The sequence below is a fragment of the Arthrobacter sp. efr-133-R2A-120 genome, assembly GCF_030209835.1.
Classification (GTDB): domain Bacteria; phylum Actinomycetota; class Actinomycetes; order Actinomycetales; family Micrococcaceae; genus Arthrobacter.
The window spans coordinates 51,811-70,434 of sequence record NZ_JARVRF010000013.1 but is presented as its reverse complement, the minus strand read 5'-3'; the positions used below and the strand labels follow the sequence as shown (position 1 = coordinate 70,434).

Annotated in this window: 15 protein-coding genes; 9 read left to right on the top strand and 6 right to left on the bottom strand. The window is 64.5% G+C overall.

Features of this window, described 5'->3' with window-relative positions; translation table 11 throughout:
• Window positions 1–3: 3 nt before the first annotated feature.
• The 3 genes from QRN52_RS08595 to QRN52_RS08585 all read right to left on the bottom strand — a co-directional run bounded on the left by QRN52_RS08595 (window position 4) and on the right by QRN52_RS08585 (window position 3,250).
• Window positions 4–1,161, bottom strand: coding sequence for an FAD-dependent oxidoreductase (locus QRN52_RS08595; protein ID WP_284752313.1), 1,158 nt, complete (start codon window positions 1,159–1,161; stop codon window positions 4–6).
• Between the two features lie 78 nt (window positions 1,162–1,239).
• Window positions 1,240–2,193 (bottom strand): phosphotriesterase family protein, encoded by a 954-nt coding sequence (locus tag QRN52_RS08590; RefSeq protein ID WP_284752312.1) that lies wholly within the window; start codon window positions 2,191–2,193, stop codon window positions 1,240–1,242.
• A 46-nt stretch (window positions 2,194–2,239) separates the two neighbouring features.
• A complete protein-coding gene (locus QRN52_RS08585; protein ID WP_284752311.1) occupies window positions 2,240–3,250 on the bottom strand; it encodes a phosphotriesterase family protein in 1,011 nt (336 codons plus the stop codon).
• A 222-nt stretch (window positions 3,251–3,472) separates the two neighbouring features.
• Between QRN52_RS08585 and QRN52_RS08580 the strand changes: the two genes are divergently transcribed.
• From QRN52_RS08580 to QRN52_RS08550, 7 genes are all read left to right on the top strand, one after another.
• The gene (locus tag QRN52_RS08580) at window positions 3,473–5,200 is read left to right on the top strand and encodes an MFS transporter (protein ID WP_284752310.1); all 1,728 of its coding nucleotides are present in this window, start codon (window positions 3,473–3,475) and stop codon (window positions 5,198–5,200) included.
• A 38-nt stretch (window positions 5,201–5,238) separates the two neighbouring features.
• Window positions 5,239–6,411 carry a cytochrome P450 gene (locus QRN52_RS08575; RefSeq protein WP_284752309.1) on the top strand — a complete coding sequence of 391 codons (1,173 nt, stop codon included), beginning with the start codon at window positions 5,239–5,241 and terminating at the stop codon, window positions 6,409–6,411.
• Window positions 6,408–6,602, top strand: coding sequence for a ferredoxin (locus tag QRN52_RS08570; protein ID WP_284752308.1), 195 nt, complete (start codon window positions 6,408–6,410; stop codon window positions 6,600–6,602). The genes QRN52_RS08575 and QRN52_RS08570 overlap by 4 nt, the downstream gene beginning before the upstream one ends.
• The gene (locus QRN52_RS08565) at window positions 6,599–7,795 is read left to right on the top strand and encodes an NAD(P)/FAD-dependent oxidoreductase (RefSeq protein WP_284752307.1); all 1,197 of its coding nucleotides are present in this window, start codon (window positions 6,599–6,601) and stop codon (window positions 7,793–7,795) included. The genes QRN52_RS08570 and QRN52_RS08565 overlap by 4 nt, the downstream gene beginning before the upstream one ends.
• Window positions 7,796–8,178: 383 nt before the next feature.
• Window positions 8,179–8,793, top strand: coding sequence for a TetR/AcrR family transcriptional regulator (locus QRN52_RS08560; protein WP_284752306.1), 615 nt, complete (start codon window positions 8,179–8,181; stop codon window positions 8,791–8,793).
• Between the two features lie 86 nt (window positions 8,794–8,879).
• Window positions 8,880–9,080: a hypothetical protein gene (locus QRN52_RS08555; RefSeq protein ID WP_284752305.1), complete on the top strand. Its 201-nt coding sequence runs from the start codon at window positions 8,880–8,882 to the stop codon at window positions 9,078–9,080.
• 27 nt (window positions 9,081–9,107) lie between these two features.
• Entirely contained in the window at window positions 9,108–10,223 is a 1,116-nt protein-coding gene (locus QRN52_RS08550; RefSeq protein WP_284752304.1) for an AI-2E family transporter, read from the top strand.
• 28 nt (window positions 10,224–10,251) lie between these two features.
• On the opposite strand, the gene QRN52_RS08545 is transcribed toward QRN52_RS08550, so the two are convergent.
• From QRN52_RS08545 to QRN52_RS08535, 3 genes are all read right to left on the bottom strand, one after another.
• Entirely contained in the window at window positions 10,252–11,565 is a 1,314-nt protein-coding gene (locus QRN52_RS08545; RefSeq protein ID WP_284752303.1) for an alkaline phosphatase family protein, read from the bottom strand.
• A 90-nt stretch (window positions 11,566–11,655) separates the two neighbouring features.
• Entirely contained in the window at window positions 11,656–12,240 is a 585-nt protein-coding gene (locus tag QRN52_RS08540; RefSeq protein ID WP_284752302.1) for a histidine phosphatase family protein, read from the bottom strand.
• 31 nt (window positions 12,241–12,271) lie between these two features.
• Complete coding sequence (locus tag QRN52_RS08535) at window positions 12,272–13,243, bottom strand: magnesium transporter CorA family protein (RefSeq protein ID WP_284752301.1); 972 nt, start codon at window positions 13,241–13,243, stop codon at window positions 12,272–12,274.
• A gap of 146 nt (window positions 13,244–13,389) precedes the next feature.
• On the opposite strand from QRN52_RS08535, the gene QRN52_RS08530 reads away from it, so the two are divergent.
• Window positions 13,390–13,566, top strand: a complete 177-nt coding sequence (locus tag QRN52_RS08530) for a CsbD family protein (RefSeq protein WP_059389945.1) — start codon at window positions 13,390–13,392, stop codon at window positions 13,564–13,566.
• A gap of 176 nt (window positions 13,567–13,742) precedes the next feature.
• Window positions 13,743–18,563 (top strand): NAD-glutamate dehydrogenase, encoded by a 4,821-nt coding sequence (locus tag QRN52_RS08525; RefSeq protein WP_284752300.1) that lies wholly within the window; start codon window positions 13,743–13,745, stop codon window positions 18,561–18,563.
• The last annotated feature ends 61 nt before the right edge of the window (window positions 18,564–18,624 follow it).

Here is an 18,624-nt window from a genome sequence, read left to right as displayed (position 1 = left end):
CGTTCAGGCCCTCGCTTCTGCTGCTGCGGTTGCGCTCGTGGGCTTTTGGGACGTGGGCTTCTGGGACGTGGGCTTCTGACCGGGGAAGACATCGTTGACCTCTTTCTCGCTCCAGCCTTGGCGGGAGATGCGCTGCAGCTCGTCCGTCACCGGCTTGCGGGTTGCCTGGAACAGGGCCAGCGCCTCCTTGACCGTGGCGGCCTGGGTGAGCGCGTCGGCGAGTGCACCTGCGTCCTCAATGGCCGAGTTTGCGCCTTGTCCCTGGTGGTGCAACATGGAGTGCGCCGCATCGCCCACAAGCACCACGGAGTCGGTGTGCCACGAGTCGACCGGCTCGATGTCGTAGACGGCGCGGACGTTGACCGCGTTCATGTCGAGACCCCTCGTGATGTTCACGATGCGCTCGTCGAATCCGCTGACGGTTTCCAGGAGGCTTTCCTTGCACACCTTCGGCGCCCAGGTACCGTCCGGGTTCAGGGCAGTGATGTCGAAGGACACCTGGTTCCGGTGGCGAAGCGGCAACAGGTAGACCTTGGTGCCCTTGCCGATGTACATCCGTAGGTTGTCGTCAACCACCAGGCCGTGGGCGTCGTCGGCGGAAATGACCACACGGTAGGCGTGTTCTCCGGAGAACACGGGGCCTTTGTCGCTGAAGAGCTGCTCACGGACCACGGATTTGATACCGTCGGCACCCACCACGAGGTCTGCCTCGACGGTATTGCCGTTCGTGAAGCTCAGCACGGAACGGCCGTCCATTTCCTCGATCTTCTCGAGCTTGTGGCCCAGGTGCACCATTCCCTTCGGGAGCACGCCGAGCAAGGCCTCGATGAAGTCGCCCCGGTGGATGAGGTAGGTGTGGGCCTGTCCGCCGAACTCCGGCCACGTGTCCTTCAAGATCGGTTCACCGCTGGCCGTGAGGATCTCGAAGTAGTCGCTCGGCGAACTGACCTTGGCGATCGCATCGAAGATCCCCCACTTGCTGAAACGGTCCATGGTGGCGGGACGCAATCCAATGCCGGCGCCAACCTCCCGCATCTGCGACGCTTGCTCATACACGTTGACGTTCGCGCCGAGCAGGCTGAGCGCCTTGGCCGCAGCTGCGCCCCCATACCCTGCGCCGATGATGGCGATATTGAGGTTCTTGATGTCTTTAGATTTCATTGCTTGGATCACTTTCTGGACTCTTCCATGGCAGACGCCAAGGCTGGAGAAGCGGTAGCTTGGGGTGCCTGCCCGACGTCAGGCGTCCAGCGACAGGAAATCGGCCGGGTTGTCTTCGAGGAGGAGTTTGAGGGTGGCGTCGTCGATTCCCGCCGCGCGCATGTCGGGGATCATGTCCTCGAAGATGTAGTTGATGGTGTGGCCCTTCACGCCCGGCCAGCCCAGCGGGCTGCAATTCGCGTCTGCCGAAACGAGGAGCTTGTCCGCGTAGCCCTTGTTCACGAGGTTCACGAAGTGCTGCATGCGTTCGGCGCGCTTGCGGCCCCAAAACGGGGGATCCGGAAGTTCGAGGTCGTAGCCGAAGGTATCGAAGCCGATGCGGCCGCCCTGCTCGTAGATCCAGTCGTGCGGGGTGATCGGAGCGTTCAGTCCGTCGTCGGCGTGGCCGAAGAGCACACGGTCCAGGGAGAGGCCCTCTTCGTTGAAGATGGAAACCGCCGGCTCGGGATCGATGGCCAGGTGCGTCAGGATCGGTGCGCCGGTGACGACGGCGGCGCGGGCCGCTGCCCGGTAGATGCGTTTGTCCAGCTCTGTCATCCGGCCACCGCGGCTCACGCCTACCTTGATGACGCCGGCTTTGGCGCCGGTGTTTCCGATCCCCACGGTGATCTCGTGGATGTACACTTTCGCGAGGTAGTCCACGGTGGCGCGGGAGAAATGCGGCAGGGCGGTGTCGCCGCCGACGAACCCGGTGCAGGCCACAATGTGCACCCCGGTCTTCCGGGACAGGGACTTGTAGTAGTCGACGTCGCGGCCGTTGCAAATACCCGTGGCGTCCACTAACGTGCCGCCGCCGTATTCGCGGAACTTCCGCAGCTTCGGCACGGTTTCTTCATAGGCCTGTTCCGGGGTCTTCCACCATTTGGTGTCGAGTTCGGACCCGGGCATGCCGTAGCCGATGTGTTCGTGGACCGCCACGATTTCCAGTTCTTCGGCCGGAATGGTTCCCAGCACTGTATTGACCTTGGTCATTCGTTCACCTCAGGGGTTCTCAAGCTTGTTGCGGGTGGGCGGGTGCTTAGCGCACGCTCAGGAGATTGCGCGGATTGTCCACGAGGATGCGTTGGGCGTCTTCGTCGCTCAGGCCCTGGGTCTTGAGGTGGGGCACGAACGTGGCCACCACGTGGCTGTACGGCAGCTCGTACTCCGGGAGGCCCTTGGCCACTCCGATTGAGTTGCCCGAGAGGATGATCTTGTCGGCGTGGCCGGCGCTGACGAGTTCGAGTACCAGTGCAGTGCGTTCCTGGTCGCTGAGGTAGCCCGGATGGTCGTTCAAGCCCACGTGGTCGATGCCGACGAATGCTCCGCGGCGGGCCACCTCAATGGCCGTTCCGGCGGCGTCCTTGCGGTCCAGGTCACCGACAAGCACCCGCTCGGCCCCGATCTGTTCATCCAGGACGATGTCCAAGTCGTGCAAGGCGTCGGCGCCGAAGCGGATGGAGACCGGAATACCTGTGTCCCTAGCGGCGCGGGCGGAGCCGCGGAACAGGCTTTCCTCGGTGGGGGTCATCCCGGCACGGTCGGCGATGGCAGCCACGATGCCTGCGGCGGCGCGGCGCTCGAGCCGGGGGACCACCATTCCCTCAGTGACCTCCCGGCCGAAGAGGTCAGAGAACTTTTCGGCCGGCCAGGGAGTGGGCGGGTTGGTCTGGGGGGTCAGGAAGTACCCGCCGAGTTCTTCCTCCGGGCCCAGGCCCGTGGACGCCACGATGTGGACGCCGGTGGAGCGGGAGAGTGCCTCGTAGAGTTTGAGGTCACGGCCGTGGAACATGCCGGTGCTGTCGACGATCGTTTGCCCGCCGTGCCCGCGGAACTCCGTGAGTTTCGCAGCCAGGGCCTCGAAGATCTCCGCCCGGTCCATCGAGATGTCGGGAGCGTACTGGGCGCCCGGGAGCACCGACAACAAGGCTTCATGGACCGCAACAACGCCCAGTTCAGAAGCAGGTACGGGGCCCAGGACCGTGTTGACGGTTTGCCCGGCGGGGGCATCCAGCACGTCGGCGGTGCCGGTGGGGGTGGTGTGACTCACGGGGGTCTTCTCCCTTGAAGATCGGATGTTGAATGCAGGGACGCCGCGGAGTGTGACCGTGCCGTCGCTCCGTTGCGATGCAGCCAGCATCACACTTTCCTTTACATGCTGTCAAGAAATTTATACTTATGAATCTTCCTTGACAGACTGTAAGAATTAACTCCACACTGTCTCATACAGTCCCCATGAACCAGATCGAACAGAAACAAGGGAGTTTCATCGATGAGTCAGACCATTTCGGTAGCGAGCCGCGGCTCTGTACGGGCCACTTTCGTGGCCGCCTACAGCGCTGTCACCCTCGCGCAGATCACCAACGCGTTGCCAGGGGCCCTCAGCGGCACCTTTGCCGTGGAATTCCATACCTCGGGCGCCGGCCTGACCTGGATCGCGGGCATGTTCCTGATGGGCATTGTGGTGTTCGAGCTCAGCTGGGGACTCCTGGGCGATATGTTCGGGCGCAGGAAGCTGCTCTATGTCGGCGCTGCCGTCAACATCATCGGCTCGGTCATGGCCGCGATGGCGCCCTCCACCGGCGTGATGATCGTCGCGCAGGCCATCGGCGGCATAGGGGCGGGCATACTCTTTCCCATTTCGCTTTCCATGATCGCGGCGATCACCCCCGACCACCGCGCCCGGGCGAAGGTCATCGCCACCTGGGCAGGGTTCCTGTCACTGGGCGCGGTGATTTCCCCGATGCTTGCCGGGTTCACTGCGCAGTTCTTCACGGTGCCCGGCGGTGGCCCAGGCGCCCCGAACGCCTTCAGTGGCTGGCGTGCGGCCTATTTGATTGCGGCCGCTGTTGCCGTCGTCGTTCTTCTCATCGCGGTCCGGGCGAAAGATTCCGCAGCCGCCGAGGGGCGCAAAGTGGACATGCCCGGCCAGCTCACTCTCGCCGTCGGCCTCATTGCCGTCCTTTACGCCACGGTGACGGCGGTCGACGCCGGCTTCGGCAGCGCGCAGGTTATCGCAAGCTACATCGCCGGCGGAGTCCTGCTGTTTGCTTTCGTCGTCATCGAGTCACGCACCGCGGAGCCACTGATCCACCTCTCGCTGTTCAAGAACAGCTCCTACTCGATCACCGGGATTGTGGCGGTCACAGGGATGTTCGCTTTCCTCGCGATCTGCTTCAGCACGAGCGTCGCCGTCAGCGGGCTGGCCCTGGCCGAGACCTGGAAGGTCGGAGTTCTATTCGTCTTCATCCAGGGCCCGGCATTCGCCTTCATCCCGGTTGTCGGGTGGCTCATCCACCACGTCGCTCCGCGCTGGGTCCTCACAGCGGGCTTCGCTTTCATGGCCGTTTCCGGTTTCTGGCTCTCGACCTTCACCCTCGGCACTCCGGAGACCTTCGGCGGCACCCCGTGGACGGCGTTCATTCCACCGCTGCTCGTACTGGGTATCGGATTCGCCCTCACGGTCGGCTCCGTTACCGCCGTGGCCATCAACACCGTCCCGGCCCAGCAAATCGGCATGGCGTCAGCCACGACGAACCTGCTGCGCGACCTCGGCTTCGCCCTCGGCCCCGTCATCGGCTCGGCCATCGCCTTCGCCATTGGAGCCACAGTCTTCGCGGGTCCCCTCGCCGGGATCCTCGGCGCGGCCGGCTTGCCCGCAGATGCCGTGGCCGGACTGGCCCATGTGCCGCCGCTGGGCTTCCTCTCAGGCTGGGACGGCGTCGTCGCCCAATTCTCCGGCCAGGCAGCGGCAGGCGGCGCACCCGCCCAGGCCGTCGACGGCATGGTCAAGGCCCTCACCGTCGCCAAGCCGCACATCCAGGGGGTCGCCGGGACCTCCCTCGGCCAGGGCTTCCAGACCGTCTACCTCTCCGCGGGCATCGCGGCGACCCTCTCCGCCGTTCTCACCTTGTTCATCTCCGCACGGTCCTCGGCACCTACCGCAGACACGGTTGCGGAGACCACCGAAGCAAGCACCGAGGCCGCCGTCATCGACTGACGGACGCCTCCACCCCTACTATCCGCAAGGAGAACACTGTGACTGCACCCATCGAGTCAGACATCGACATCTGGGATGACGACATCCTCGTCGACCCCTACCCCACATATGCCGCGCTCCGCGAGCAGGCTTCCGTGGTCCACCTTCCGAAGAACGAGCTGTACGTCCTGACGCGATACGACGGCATCCGCAATGCGCTCGGCGATCCGGAGGCATTCTCGTCCACCAGCATCGGATTCAACCCGATGGTCAACGAGGCACTGCAGGGCACCTCCCTTGCCTCCGACCCGCCGATCCACACGCAGCTCCGCGCCACGCTGTCACAGAACCTCACCCCCCGGGCCCTTCGCGGCCTCAAAGTCGTCATCGACGAAAAGGCCGACAAGCTTGTCGCGGAACTGGCCACCAGTGGCAGCTTCGAGGCCATCGATGCCCTGGCCCGGGCCTTCCCGATCGAAATCGTCGCCGACCTCATCGGCTTCAGCGGTCATGTCAAGGACAACATGCTGCGCTGGGGCCAGGCCGCGATGCAAGTGATCGGCCCGCTGAACCAGCGCACCCAAGAGAGCTTCCCGATCGCCGGCGAGCTGTACGGCTGGTGCTCCTCCGTCACCGCGGACGACCTCACTCCCGGCTCCATCGGCCGTGGCATCTTCGACGCCGAGACCCGGGGCGACATACCTGACGGTTCCGCGGGCCACATCATCCACCAGTACCTCGGAGCAGGCGTCGACACGACCATTGCCTCCATCGGCAACATCGTCGCGCTGTTCGGCCGCCACCCCGACCAGTTCGAGCTGGTCCGGGAGAACCCCGAACTGGTTCCCGCCGCGTTCGCCGAAGTGCTGCGCTACTGGGCACCGGTCCACATCTGGGGACGCAAAGCAACCCGCGATGTGGAAATCGAAGGAGTTACGATTCCCTCAGGTGCCCAGGTCGGCATCCTCTTCGGTGCCGGCAACCGGGACCCGCGCCACTACGCGAATCCCGACACCTTCGATGTGAAACGCAATCCTGTGGACCACCTTTCCTTCGGTTACGGACCGCACGGCTGCGCCGGCCAGGGGCTCGCGAAACTCGAGGCGCATGCGATCATCGAAGCACTTGCCCGCAGGGTGAAGACCCTGACCCTCTCCGATGAGGTCCGCGAGCCGAGCAATATTACGCGGAGCTTCGAGGTGCTCCAGGTTGAAAAGGTGGTGGCGGCATGAGGATCGAACTGGACCGTCCCCGCTGCGAAGGCCACGGCCTGTGCGAAGAAGCCGCGCCCGCGCTGATGCACCTGAATGACGACGGCGAATTGGTCATCGATGTGCCGGATGTGGATGGGGCCGGGCTTGATGCCGCCCAGGCGGCGGTCAGGGTTTGCCCGGTAGCGGCGCTCCGATTGGCTGCGGCATGACCTTGCGTAGGATTGTGGTGGTTGGCAACGGGATCGCCGGGCTCACCGCCTGCGACACGCTGCGTTCGGCGGGCTTCGACGGCGAGTTGACGGTGGTCGGCGCCGAGCGCCACCAACCGTACAGCCGTCCCGCCCTGTCGAAGGCGCTGCTGCACGATGTTAGGGGGAGCGGGGTTAGCGGGAGCGGGGTTGGCGGGAGCAGCGCCGGCGCCCTCCAGGCGCACCAACTTCCCGAGCCGGGCCACGAAGCGAGCGAGATGCTCGGCGTCAGCGCCACGGGACTGGACGTCGACGCCCGGCTGGTTCATCTGGACGGAGGCGATGAACTGCCGTACGACGGCCTCGTCATCGCCTCCGGTTCCCGGGCGAAGTACCTCACGGCGGGAGCGCAAGGGAACGGCTCCTCCCGGGAGCTCACACTGCGCACCATCGAGGATGCGATCCTGCTCAAGGAACGCCTCGCATCGCGTCCCTCGGTGGTTGTGATCGGCGGCGGGCCGCTCGGAATGGAGGTCGCCTCGGGTTGCCTGCACGTTGGCTGCGAAGTCACGCTCGTCTCCGACGCCAAGCCCCTCTCGCGCCAGCTCGGCGGCCATCTGGCGGACATGTTCACCTCCGCCGCCATCCGGCAGGGCCTACGAGTGGTTGTCGGGGGGAAAGCCCGCCTAGTGGAGTCCGACGCCGGGACGCAGGTTGTCTTGGCCGACGGCACCGAGCTTGAGGCGGATCTGGTGGTCACCGCCGTCGGCGACGAACCGAACACGGACTGGTTGGCTGAAACCCGGCTCCTCGTCGATGGGGCGCTGCGGGTCGACTCCCGCGGCCGGCTTCGGCCGGATATCGTCGCCGCCGGCGACGTCGCGTTCTTCCCGAGCAGTCGCGGGGTGAGGCGGGTGCCCCTCTGGACGAGCGCCATCGACCAGGCGAAGGCGGCCGCCGTCGGGCTGCTCAAGGGTGACTCGGCGCCCGAGTTCACTTTCCAGCCGTACTTCTGGACCGAGGCTTTCGGCCTGTCGCTCAAGTCGGTCGGATTCACGCCCGTGGTCGGCGCACCGGACTACTGCGAGCCGGGGGAGGACAGCGACTCGATGCTCTTGCGCTGGGAGGACAAGGACGGCTCCGGGACCGCGGCGGCGATCAACTACCGGATTCCGGTCCCGAAATTGCGGCGGCTGGCCGACGCCGGCCCATAAACCCGGACCCTCGCTCACATATACGGCCAAATTCCAGGACCCTCGCTCACATATACGGCCAAATTCCAGGACCCTCGCTCAGATCATGTGAGCGAGCGTCGGCCGGAAAAGCCCCAAAAGTGAGCGGGCGTCCGGGGAGGGCAGGCGCAATGGCAGGACGACGGCGCAAGGCGACTGCTGCCGTCGGGCACTGACCGAGCAGCGCCGGCACATCCACCCGGACGCCCGCTCACATACACGGCCATAAACCCGGACGCTCGCTCACATACACGGCCAAATACGAGGACGCGTGCCCATCTTTACGGCATGTCAGGCCACTGGGCGACGCGCATCCTTTGCGACTCCTCCGCACAATTGCCGAACACCACGGTTAGGATTGACCCATGTCGTCGTTGCGAGAAGCCCAGAAGCAGCTGACCCGCGACATGATCGTCGAACGGGCGCTCGAACTCTTCACCGAGAAGGGCTACGCCGCCACCACGATCGACGAGATCGCCGCCGCTGCCGGCACCACAAGGGTGACTTTTTACGCCTACTACCCCTCGCGCAGTGACCTGATGAGGGACTTCATGGCGCGTGTCAACGCCGTGCTCGACCGCGCGGATGGTCCCGACAAGGCGTCGACCGCCGTCGAGCTCGTCGACGTGGTACGGGAGGGCAAACTGCCGGGAATCCTTGCGTGGCTAGAGTCGCGCGCTGCGCTCTGGCCGGTCTTCCGTCCGTACCTCGATGTGCTCGACGAGGCCGCCGCGGTCGATCGCGAAGTGCGGACGTTGGTGGAGGGATGGCACGAGGAAGTCATCTCCGACATCGTCCGCGGCATGCAACAGGCTGGCCGCTTCCCTGAGGAAACGCACCACATCCGCGGAACACTCGCCTTCACGCAGCTGGACTACGTCGCGACGCTCTGGACTCGCCGCAAGCTCGAGCCAAACCGCGACCACGCGCTTGAGGTGCTGGCCGACAGCTGGTACCACTTGCTCTGCGACGAAGGATAATCCAGCTCAACGCGGCTGGTCGCGCCTCGGCTGCCGACTGTGCCTCACAGGAGTAGCGTTTGCCTTGACTGACGATAGGGGTCCACATGAGCTACAAGTATCGAACCGTCCGGGTTCGTGGCACCGAGATGGTTGGAACCATTGCGCGAAAACACGGCAGCGCGCCGGAGATCTATGAAACGTCGAAGGACGCGAACACGTCGGTAGTTCCCGTGTTTTTCCAGGCAACAGGAGAGATTCGATTCTTCGACAGGGCAATGCTGGAGGACGTCGTGACCCCGACGTGAAATCCACTGGGCCAATGGAGGAATCCAATGACTGAAAGCAACAATTCGCCGAACAAACCCACGATGTCGGCGATCTGGTCCGACGGCCTTGGCCGGGCCGGGATCCGTTCAGCGCAGATGCTCCTGGTCATCACCCTGGTCTCGGTGATTGTGTGGGCGATGACCACTGTGCCGCTCGTCATGATCCCGGTCACGATCGCGCTCATTCTTGCCTCTGCGATCTCGCCTCTAGTGCGTTGGCTGACAGCCCGCCGGTGGCCCCGGGCCCTCGCCGTCGCAGCATCGTTCGTGGGGATCCTCGCAGTCTTCGGCGGAGTTATCACCGGAATCGTCTTCCTTATCAGGGCGCAATCCAAGGAGCTTGCCGTGAAATTCACTGCCGGCATCGACCAATTGCACCAATTCCTGAACAACGGACCTTTCAGGGTCAGCGACGAGCAGATCCGCTCCGTGGCCGATTCCATCCAGCGTTTCTTCACGAGCAGTAGCTTCGGTGCGGAAGCGCTCACCGGGGCCCGTACCGTCGGTGAAATCCTGGCCGGCTTGGTTCTTATGGTCGTGATCTTGTTCTTCTTCCTCAAGGACGGCGAAAAGATCAGGACTTTCCTCTTCGGATTCCTTCCGGCGGCTCACCGCGGGAAGGCGCATCTCACGGCGGAAAGAAGCGCCACCGTTTTGGGAGGCTATGTCCGCGGCACGGCTCTGATCGCAGCAGTGAACGGCGTGATCATCGGGACAGTCCTGGCCATCCTCGGTGTCCCGCTTGCCCTGCCCCTGGGTGTTTTTGTGTTTATCGGCGGCTTCATTCCGATCATTGGTTCCACTGCGGCAGGTACCCTGGCTGTGGGTGTCGCCCTGATCTCTAACGGTCCGGTGACGTCCCTCATCGTCCTCGCTGTCCTCATAGCGGCCAACCAGCTTGAGCACCATTTCCTCCAACCCGTTTTGATGGGCAAGGTCCTGAGCATTCATGGACTGGCCATTTTGCTGGCTTTGGCCATCGGCACGATGCTCGCAGGCATTATCGGTGCCCTACTGGCCGTACCGACCGCCGCCGTTGCTTGGACTGCCATCAAGACGTGGACCGGGCGAGGCGACACGGCGCCCGCCGCCATCGACGCCGCCGACGGAACCGTGGCCTGAATAGGACTCACACAGCCAAAGCTCGGTCCTACGGTTGCGCGAGAAGCTCGTCGTGCAGTTGTTGCAGGTGGGACGGTTGTTCTGCGAGTGCCCGCATGGTCGGCGGTGGACTAGGTGCCTGAACGTCCGCGAGGGGGTCGTCGGTGCGAGGGACGGCGAGGCTCAAGGCCCCGCCGACGTCGGGTGCCGCGGCATCGCGTCGGGTGAGGGCCGGCAGATTCCAACGATGTTCGATGGTCGCAAGGACGCTCGTGTGATCGAGCGGGACAGGTCCAGGGGCCCTAAAGACGGTACCAGCGGGGATGAGCGGACTCATCAGTACCGTTGGCACCCGCACTCCGAACCGGGTGAAATCGAAACCGAATTCCCCGGGGGTATCGTCCGGTGGCGTTGCGCCCCACGGCGGGGCGACGTGGTCGTAGCAGCCGCCGTGTTCGTCATACGTGACGATGAGCAGGGTGGAGTCCCAGGCCGGACCATCGCGCACGGCGCGATAGGCGTCCAGCAGGAACTGCTCTCCGAGCGCGACGTTGTAGTTGGGGTGCTCGCTGTTGCCTGTCGAGGACCAGGACGGTTCGAGGAAGGCGTATGCGGGGAGCCGCCCGGCCGCCGCGTCGGCTTGGAAGTCCGTGAACAGGCCAATGTTCGACGCCGGAGCGTGCCGCGTGTCGTCGAAGTCGAGTTTCGTCAGGGGTGACCTGGTTTCGCCATAGATCTTCCACGGGATGCCATGGTTGCCGAGGTGCCCGAAGATACTCGGCACGGTGAACCGCTTGGCCTTGTCATCCAAGTTGCCCTGGCTGGTGCCGGCGCAGGCGAAGGCCCGGTTAGGCATCGTCATCGTGGGAGCCGACGCGAACCAGGCGTCACAGACGGCGAATCCCTTCGCCATCGCCGACAACACAGGCAGTGTCTGCGGGGTGAAGCAGCCCATGATCATGTGCTCGGTTGTGCCCGGCACCACGTGCCAGCCCTTGGCGAGGTTGTCCTTGATGGCGCCGGCGTAGTTGCCTACAAAACCGGTCATGGAAGGAACAGCCCCCGCTTTCGGCGCGCCGGCGCTGCCAAAGAGCTGGGCGTTCGTTGCCCGGTACCCTTCTCCAGGGTCGGCGCCCGGCATGAAGTAGAGGTCGGGGGTCGAGGGAGTCAGCCGATAGACTCCAACCGGACTGCCATCGGATCCTGGGCAGGACTCCGTGCCGGTCAGGCCCTCGAACCGGTCCCCCGCAGGGGAAACATTGCCGGAATCGGCATAGAGGTATCCGAGCATGTGATCGAATGATCGGTTTTCAAGCATCAAGACGACGATGTGGTCGACGGCGTTGAGACCAGTTACCGTCACGGCGACCATCCCCTTCGAAAAGAGTTCCTGTCCGTGCTGAACAGTCTCCCACGCCGCCTTGCCGGTGGGTATGCCTTGGGCTCGTTGCTCTCAGCCGGGAACGGTAGCCATGACGCGTTCACCGTTGAAGTATTCGAGCTGCCAGCCGTCAACGGGATGGTGGTGGGCAAGGTTGAGCACGGCGTTGTCGATGCTTTGCAAAGTGCGGCCAACCGCGCGGCCGAGGCTCACGCGGAGGAGTGTTCCGTGGGCGACAACCAGGACGCGGCGGCCGCTGAACTCGTCCGCCAGCGCTTCCAGTGCGGCTAGCCCACGGGAGGCTGCCTCGTCCTCGGATTCCGCGCCGCGGAAGCCACCGGGGATGCGCAGCGCCTCCAATTCAGGTCCTGCATGAAGGCCTTCGGCAGGTCCAAAGCGTCGCTCGGTGAGCTCCGGCACGTGCCGGTCCACGCTCAGCCCCAACCCTGCAGCGATCAGCTCGGCGGTTTCCGCGGCCCGGCTCAGCGGTGAGGAAACGACGACGTCCCACTCGTGACCGGACAGGACGGCGACGGCGTCACGCGCTTGCCCACGGCCGACGTCGTTCAGCGGAATATCGGTGGATCCCTGCAGCCGGCGCTGGGCATTCCAGTCTGTCTGGCCGTGGCGGACGAGGGCGAAGGTAGTAAGGGGCATGCCTTCCATTCTGCCTTGGGAGGACCCCTGGCTAGATCCAGTCTCGCTTCTTGAATGCCAAGTACAGGAATATTGAACCGCCGGCCATGAGTGCGCTGGATAGCCAGAGGCCGTAATCGCTCTGGAAGCCGAAGAAGGGCACGTTCTGACCGAAAAAGCCGGTCACGGCAGTGGGGACGGCGATGATCGCGGCCCAGCTGGTCACCTTCTTCATGACGAGGTTCATCTGGTTCCCCTGGATGCTGATGTGGGTTTCCAGGATGGTGGTGACCAGATCGCGGAGGGATTCCGTCCATTCCGTGGCACGCAGCACGTGGTCGTAGACGTCCTGCAGGAAGGGCTGCATCGCCGGGCTGCAGCCGACCAGGTCCTCCCGCCGGAGGAGGGTGTTGAGGACTTCACGCATGGGCAGGACGACGCGGCGGAGCCGGACGAGGTTCTTGCGGAGTTCGAAGGTCTTCCGCTGCAGGTCATGGTCGGGGGAGTGGTCATCGAAGAGCGACTCCTCGAGGGCGTCGATGTAGCCATCGAGTTCCTGGACGGCGTCGAAGTGCCCGTCGACGATCATGTCCAGCAGGCCCCAGAAGAGGAAAGGCACGCCGTGTTGGGCGAGGTCGGTTTCCGCGTCCCAGTGCGCCGTCAGCTTGTCGGTGTCGAACCCGGTCCCGTGCACTGTCACGAGGGCGTTGTGGGTCACGAACGCCGAGATTTCGACGACGGCCAGTTCGCCGGTGCCTGGCCGCAACGCCGCTTGGTAGGCCGAGAGGAACAGATGGTTCGGGTACCGGTCCAGTTTGGGCCGCTGGAAGTCGTGGACGGCGTCCTCGACGGCGAGGCGGTGGAGCCCGTACACGGTTTCGACGCCGAGCAGGTCATCCGCCGTCGGGTCCGTGTAGTCGATCCACAGCACCACGTCATCCTGGCGGGCCAGGGCTTCGATTTCGTGGGCCCGGACATCGTCGCGTTCGAGTTTGCCTTCGCGGTATAGCCGTATGAACACCATCCGCCCCATGGTACGGGACCCTAATCCGTGCTTCCTGAGTGGCAAGGCTTCCCTGCCGGGACGTGTCTTTGCCGCGCTTCCGTCCCTACAATTTAAGTGCGGCCGCGCGGTGTCCTGCCGCGGGCCGCCGACTAAGGAGAGCCATCATGGGTTGGGGTGAGAGGATCCATCACGCTGCCGGGAAATTCCACGGCAAGGCCACGGAAGCGGCCGGCGAGGCCACCGGCAATGACCGGCTGAAGGCTGAGGGCAAGTCCCGTCAGGTCAGGGCCGATCTGAAGCTGGCAGGCGAAAAGATCAAAGGCGCCTTCAGGAAGCACTAGTCCTCCGACGCCGACAGCAGGGCGCGGGCCGTGCGGCCCGCGCCCGCGTCATGTCCCGATACTTTGTTCGAGCATCTGGACGGGGTCATTACGGCCAGCCATGATGAAGGGAGGCGCGGAGGGCTGGATCGTCAACCCCAGTTTGCGAGTGGCACCCGCAGTGGAGGCGCGGTGACATGACACGCGAATCGGTGCCGGCGGAGCAGGCGAAGTCAGTAGCTTCCCTTGAGCCCAGCGAAGCTTTCGTGGCCGAATACTTTGCCCAGGTGCCCCCGGAGGATCTGCGAAGCTACAGTCCCGAGACACTCCGTGCGCGGGCCGCGCACCATCTGAAAGTGGCGTCGTCGCGCGCGCCCGGGCGGGCCGCCGTCGGGATCCTGACGGAATTGGATGCCAGCGTCGTCGCGGTGGTGACAGAGGACATCCCGTACCTGGTCCACTCCGTCACGGCGGAGCTTACGCGCGACGACACGTCGATCAACCTCCTTGTTCATCCAGGCTTTCGGGTGCTTCGCGACCCGGTGTCCCACGAGCTATTGGACGTCCGCCTAGGAACGTCCGAGGGCGCGACCCCTCCGGAGGCCGGGGAACCCGAGCTCTGGATTGCCGCGGAGATCGGCAGGCTGGCCGATGCTGCGGCCGTGAGTCAACTGACGGAAAACCTGCAGAGGGTGCTGGACGATGTCCGGGTTGCCGCCGATGACGCGGCCGCCCTCCGTGGCAAGGTTGCCGAAGCGGTTGCCTCCGTGGACGGATTCCCGCGCGGTATGGTGCCGCCACCGGAACAGCTCAAAGAACTGCTCCTCTGGCTCGACGACGGAAACTTCCTGTTTCTCGGGTACACCGAAGATGAACTCACGACGGCGGGCGGCCAGGAACTGCTTTCGGAGCGGCAAGGTTCCGCGCTGGGTCTGCTGCGGCGGCCACGGGGGGACGCCTCCGGAAGCGCTGGGGCACGCGCACCCGGTATCCCAGGGTCCCGGGCCCTCGCCCTTTCCACCTCGGAGGTGCGATCCACCGTCCTGAGGCGCTCGTACCTGGACGAAGTTCGTCTGCAAATGTTCGATGCGGCCGGCCGGGCCACCGGCGAACGACGCTTCTTGGGGTTGTTCACGCCCGGCGCCACGCACCAATCGGTCCGCCGGATTCCGGTAATCCGCGAGAAAGTCCAGGCAGTCAGCGAAAGACTGGGGTTTACGCCCCGATCGCTCCAAACCAGGGACCTGATGGCTATCCTGGAGACTTTTCCGCGGGACGAACTGTTCCATGTTGAAGCGGATGAGCTCGCGCGCCTGGCGGGCGAAATTCTTCGTGCCGAGGTGCTGCAGCGGATCCGTGTGTTCCTTCGACCTGACAGCCATGGACGGTTCGTGTCCGCGCTCGTCTTCTTCCCGCGCCACCGTTACAGCACCGCTGTCCGGCTGTTGATGGAGGAAGAACTCAGGCGGGCGTTCAAGGCGGACGCAGTCGATTTCGAGGTCCGTCTGAGCGAGTCGCCCATGGCCCGGGTGTTCTTCCGGATCCATGTAGGTGCCACGCCCGACGCCGCCGCGTCCAGGGCCGCCGTCGTCGACCCTTCCCAACTCGAGCGGCGCCTGATAGCCGCTACCCGCTCATGGTCGGACGGGCTCGAGGACGCGGTCCGGGACCGCTTCCCGGCGGCGGAGGCCGCAAGGCTCGCCGGGCTCTGGTCTGATGCCTTTCCCCCGGGTTATCGCGCGGTCTACGAGGCGGAGGCCGCGCTCGGGGACATCGTCAACTTCGAGACCTTCGACCTGGACGGAGCAGGGGGCAGGCCATACGGGGATCCGCTGCTCACGGTATACGCCAGGAAGGGTGCGCCGGGCACGCTCGTCGAGGACGCCCGGATCCGCCTCTACCTGACAAGGCCCAGGAGCCTGACGCAGATCCTGCCCTTCTTGCACAACTTCGGGCTCGAAGTGCTGGACCAGCGGCCTTTCGAGCTTCGGCGGGGTGGCCAGGAGCTGTTTCTTTACGACCTCGGCGTGAAGTTTCCTGGCGGCGTCGACCCCGAGGGAACCAGCGGACTGCTCGCGGATGCCTTCACGGCCGCCATGCGGGGGGACATCGAATCCGACCGGATCGACGCACTCGTCATCCGGGAACGGCTTGCGTGGCGGCAGGCCGCAATCCTGAGAAGTTACGCGAAATACCTCCAGCAGCTGGGGACCACCAACTCGTACGGATTCATCGCGGACACGCTGATCAGCAACGTCCGGGCAACACGCGCGCTCCTGGCACTGTTCCAAGCGAAGTTCGATCCGGGACTGGACGAGTCCGACCGCGGCAGGAACATTGCTGATGCCAAAAAGGAGTTGCTGGCCGCGATCGACGACGTCCCGGTCCTCGACGCTGACCGTCTGCTGCGCACGTTCATGAACCTCGTCGAAGCCACAACGCGGACCAACTACTTCCTGGACAAGGCCCACTTGAGCTTCAAACTCAATCCCGCCGCGATTGCCGGTGCCCCGTTTCCGCGGCCGAAGTACGAGATCTGGGTGTACTCGCCGCGGGTGGAAGGCGTTCACCTGCGCTTCGGAACCCTGGCACGCGGGGGTTTGCGGTGGTCTGACCGAAGCGAGGATTTCCGGACCGAGGTCCTGGGACTGGTCAAGGCACAAAACGTGAAGAACTCCGTCATTGTGCCCACAGGAGCAAAAGGAGGTTTCTATCCCAAGCGGCTACCCGACCCGGCACTGGACCGGGAGGCATGGCTCGCTGAGGGCCTGGAGTGCTACCGGATCTTCGTCAAGGGCATGCTGGACATCGCTGACAATCTGCTCGCCTCATCCAAGGGAGAGTCGGTGGTGCCCCCGGCCGGCGTGGTGCGCCATGACGGCGATGACTATTACTTGGTGGTTGCAGCTGACAAGGGAACAGCGTCATTTTCAGACGCAGCCAATTCCGTGGCCCGGGAATACGGCTTTTGGCTCGGCGACGCGTTCGCGTCCGGGGGATCCGTGGGATATGACCACAAGCAGATGGGCATCACGGCCCGCGGTGCATGGGAATCCGCGAAACACCATTTCAGCGAGCTCGGCATGGATTCACAGAGCGAAGACTTCACTGTGGCCGGCATCGGAGACATGAGCGGGGACGTGTTCGGAAACGCGATGCTGCTCTCGCCGCACATCCGTCTGGTGGCGGCTTTCGACCATCGGGACATCTTCCTTGATCCGAGTCCTGACGCGGCAACGTCCTTCGAAGAACGCAGGCGTCTCTTCGGTCTTCCCCGTTCGTCCTGGGCCGACTACGATCCTTCGCTGATCAGCGAAGGCGGGGGTGTCCATTCCCGCCGGGCCAAAGCCATCGGGATCACGGAGCAGGTCCGGACTGCCCTCGGCCTGGAGCCGGGGACGGCTTCGCTGCCTCCCCACGCGCTGATGCAGGCCATTCTCCGGGCGCCCGTGGACCTGCTCTACAACGGGGGAATCGGAACATACGTCAAAGCCTCCACCGAGGACCACACCGACGTCGGCGACAAAGCCAACGACGCCATCAGGGTCAACGGCAACGAGCTGAGGACCCGGATCGTGGCCGAGGGCGGGAACCTGGGGTTCACGCAGCGCGGCCGGATTGAGGCGGCACTCGCCGGTGTCCTCCTCAACACCGATGCGATAGACAATTCGGCCGGCGTGGACTGTTCGGACCACGAGGTCAACATCAAGATCTTCGTTGACCGGATGATTGCGGCAGGGAAAATGGGGTCTGGGGAACGTGCGGGCTTCCTGCATTCCCTGACCGATGAAGTGAGCCGCCTGGTCCTGGCAAACAACACGGACCAGAACGTCCTCCTTTTCAACGACCGGCACTTGGCGCCGGAGCTGAGTCCTGGTTTTGAACGGATCATGGACTGGCTGGAGGACGCGGCGGACTTGGACCGCGGCCTGGAGGCTCTGCCGGGCACGGAACAACTCCAGGACAGGCTGCGGGCAGGCACTGGACTGACCTCGCCGGAGCTGTCGGTGCTAGCCGCCTACGCGAAGATTGAGCTGGCGAGGGAGCTGACCGCCAGCGACCTCGCCGACGATCCCTGGTTCAAGCGGGTCCTCCGTGGCTACTTTCCACGCCAGTTGTCCGAGCGCTTTGATGCTGAACTGGACTCCCACCCGCTGCGTCGGCAGATCATCTGCACGGTGGTGGCCAACGACATGATCAATCTTGGAGGGATCACGTTCGCCTTCCGAGCCATCGAGGAGACTACGGCAACTGCGGCGGCCGTGGCCAGGGCTTTCGTGGTGGTCCGCGAGGCTTATGAGCTGCAGCGGTTCGTGGACAGGATCGCAAGCCTGCCTCCCGGGTTTCCCAGCGAACACGCCGCTGTGGCCCTTCCACTGCGCAGGCTCCTCGACCGGGCAACCCGGTGGTACGTGACACACGATCATCGGGACCAAGCCATCGCGGAAGCCCTGAGGAGGATCGGGCCGACCCTGGACCTGCTACGGACCCGGACCACGGAATTTCTGCGCGGCTCGGACCTTGACCGCGCCGAGCAACGGCTGGCGCATTGGAACGACGTCGGGATGCCGGGTGATCTGGGGCGGCGCGCCTCCGATTTGCTCGAGAGCTTCTCCCTCCTGGACATCTCGCTGGTGGCGGAGCAAGTGGATGAACCCCTCACCACCGTCGCCGACATGTACCACACGGTCATTCATTGGATCGGTGTGGGAACGCTGTTGCTGCGCATCACTGACCTGCCGCGGCAAAGCCGGTGGGAAGCCCTGGCTCGTGCAGCCCTGCGCGACGACGCCTATTCCGCCGTCGTCGACATCACCATTTCCGTCATGCGGACGACCCGGGCGAGCGGGGCCTCCGGCGCCTCTGCCGTGGACCGCATCGTGGAGTGGGAGAGTGGACGCCAGGAGCAGCTGGGAAGGATCAAGGACACCTTTGTGGAGGTCACCAAACCCGGGCAAGTAGACCTCGCGTCGATCTCCGTGGCCCTGAAACTCCTGCGAACGCTGGCGAAGCGCTAGCCGTTTTGAACCTTGAACCCGGGGGATCGTCGCACAAGACGCTTTTTGGGCTACGGGATGC

What these genes read in the sequence shown, in the direction of transcription:
- QRN52_RS08595 (WP_284752313.1), bottom strand. Translation starts at nt 1,161, where the DNA reads ATGAAATCTAAAGACATCAAGAACCTCAATATCGCCATCATCGGCGCA.
- QRN52_RS08535 (WP_284752301.1), bottom strand. Translation starts at nt 13,243, where the DNA reads ATGGTGTTCATACGGCTATACCGCGAAGGCAAACTCGAACGCGACGAT.
- QRN52_RS08560 (WP_284752306.1), top strand. Translation starts at nt 8,179, where the DNA reads ATGTCGTCGTTGCGAGAAGCCCAGAAGCAGCTGACCCGCGACATGATC.
- QRN52_RS08555 (WP_284752305.1), top strand. Translation starts at nt 8,880, where the DNA reads ATGAGCTACAAGTATCGAACCGTCCGGGTTCGTGGCACCGAGATGGTT.
- QRN52_RS08530 (WP_059389945.1), top strand. Translation starts at nt 13,390, where the DNA reads ATGGGTTGGGGTGAGAGGATCCATCACGCTGCCGGGAAATTCCACGGC.
- QRN52_RS08580 (WP_284752310.1), top strand. Translation starts at nt 3,473, where the DNA reads ATGAGTCAGACCATTTCGGTAGCGAGCCGCGGCTCTGTACGGGCCACT.
- QRN52_RS08590 (WP_284752312.1), bottom strand. Translation starts at nt 2,193, where the DNA reads ATGACCAAGGTCAATACAGTGCTGGGAACCATTCCGGCCGAAGAACTG.
- QRN52_RS08565 (WP_284752307.1), top strand. Translation starts at nt 6,599, where the DNA reads ATGACCTTGCGTAGGATTGTGGTGGTTGGCAACGGGATCGCCGGGCTC.
- QRN52_RS08525 (WP_284752300.1), top strand. Translation starts at nt 13,743, where the DNA reads ATGACACGCGAATCGGTGCCGGCGGAGCAGGCGAAGTCAGTAGCTTCC.
- QRN52_RS08540 (WP_284752302.1), bottom strand. Translation starts at nt 12,240, where the DNA reads ATGCCCCTTACTACCTTCGCCCTCGTCCGCCACGGCCAGACAGACTGG.
- QRN52_RS08570 (WP_284752308.1), top strand. Translation starts at nt 6,408, where the DNA reads ATGAGGATCGAACTGGACCGTCCCCGCTGCGAAGGCCACGGCCTGTGC.
- QRN52_RS08550 (WP_284752304.1), top strand. Translation starts at nt 9,108, where the DNA reads ATGACTGAAAGCAACAATTCGCCGAACAAACCCACGATGTCGGCGATC.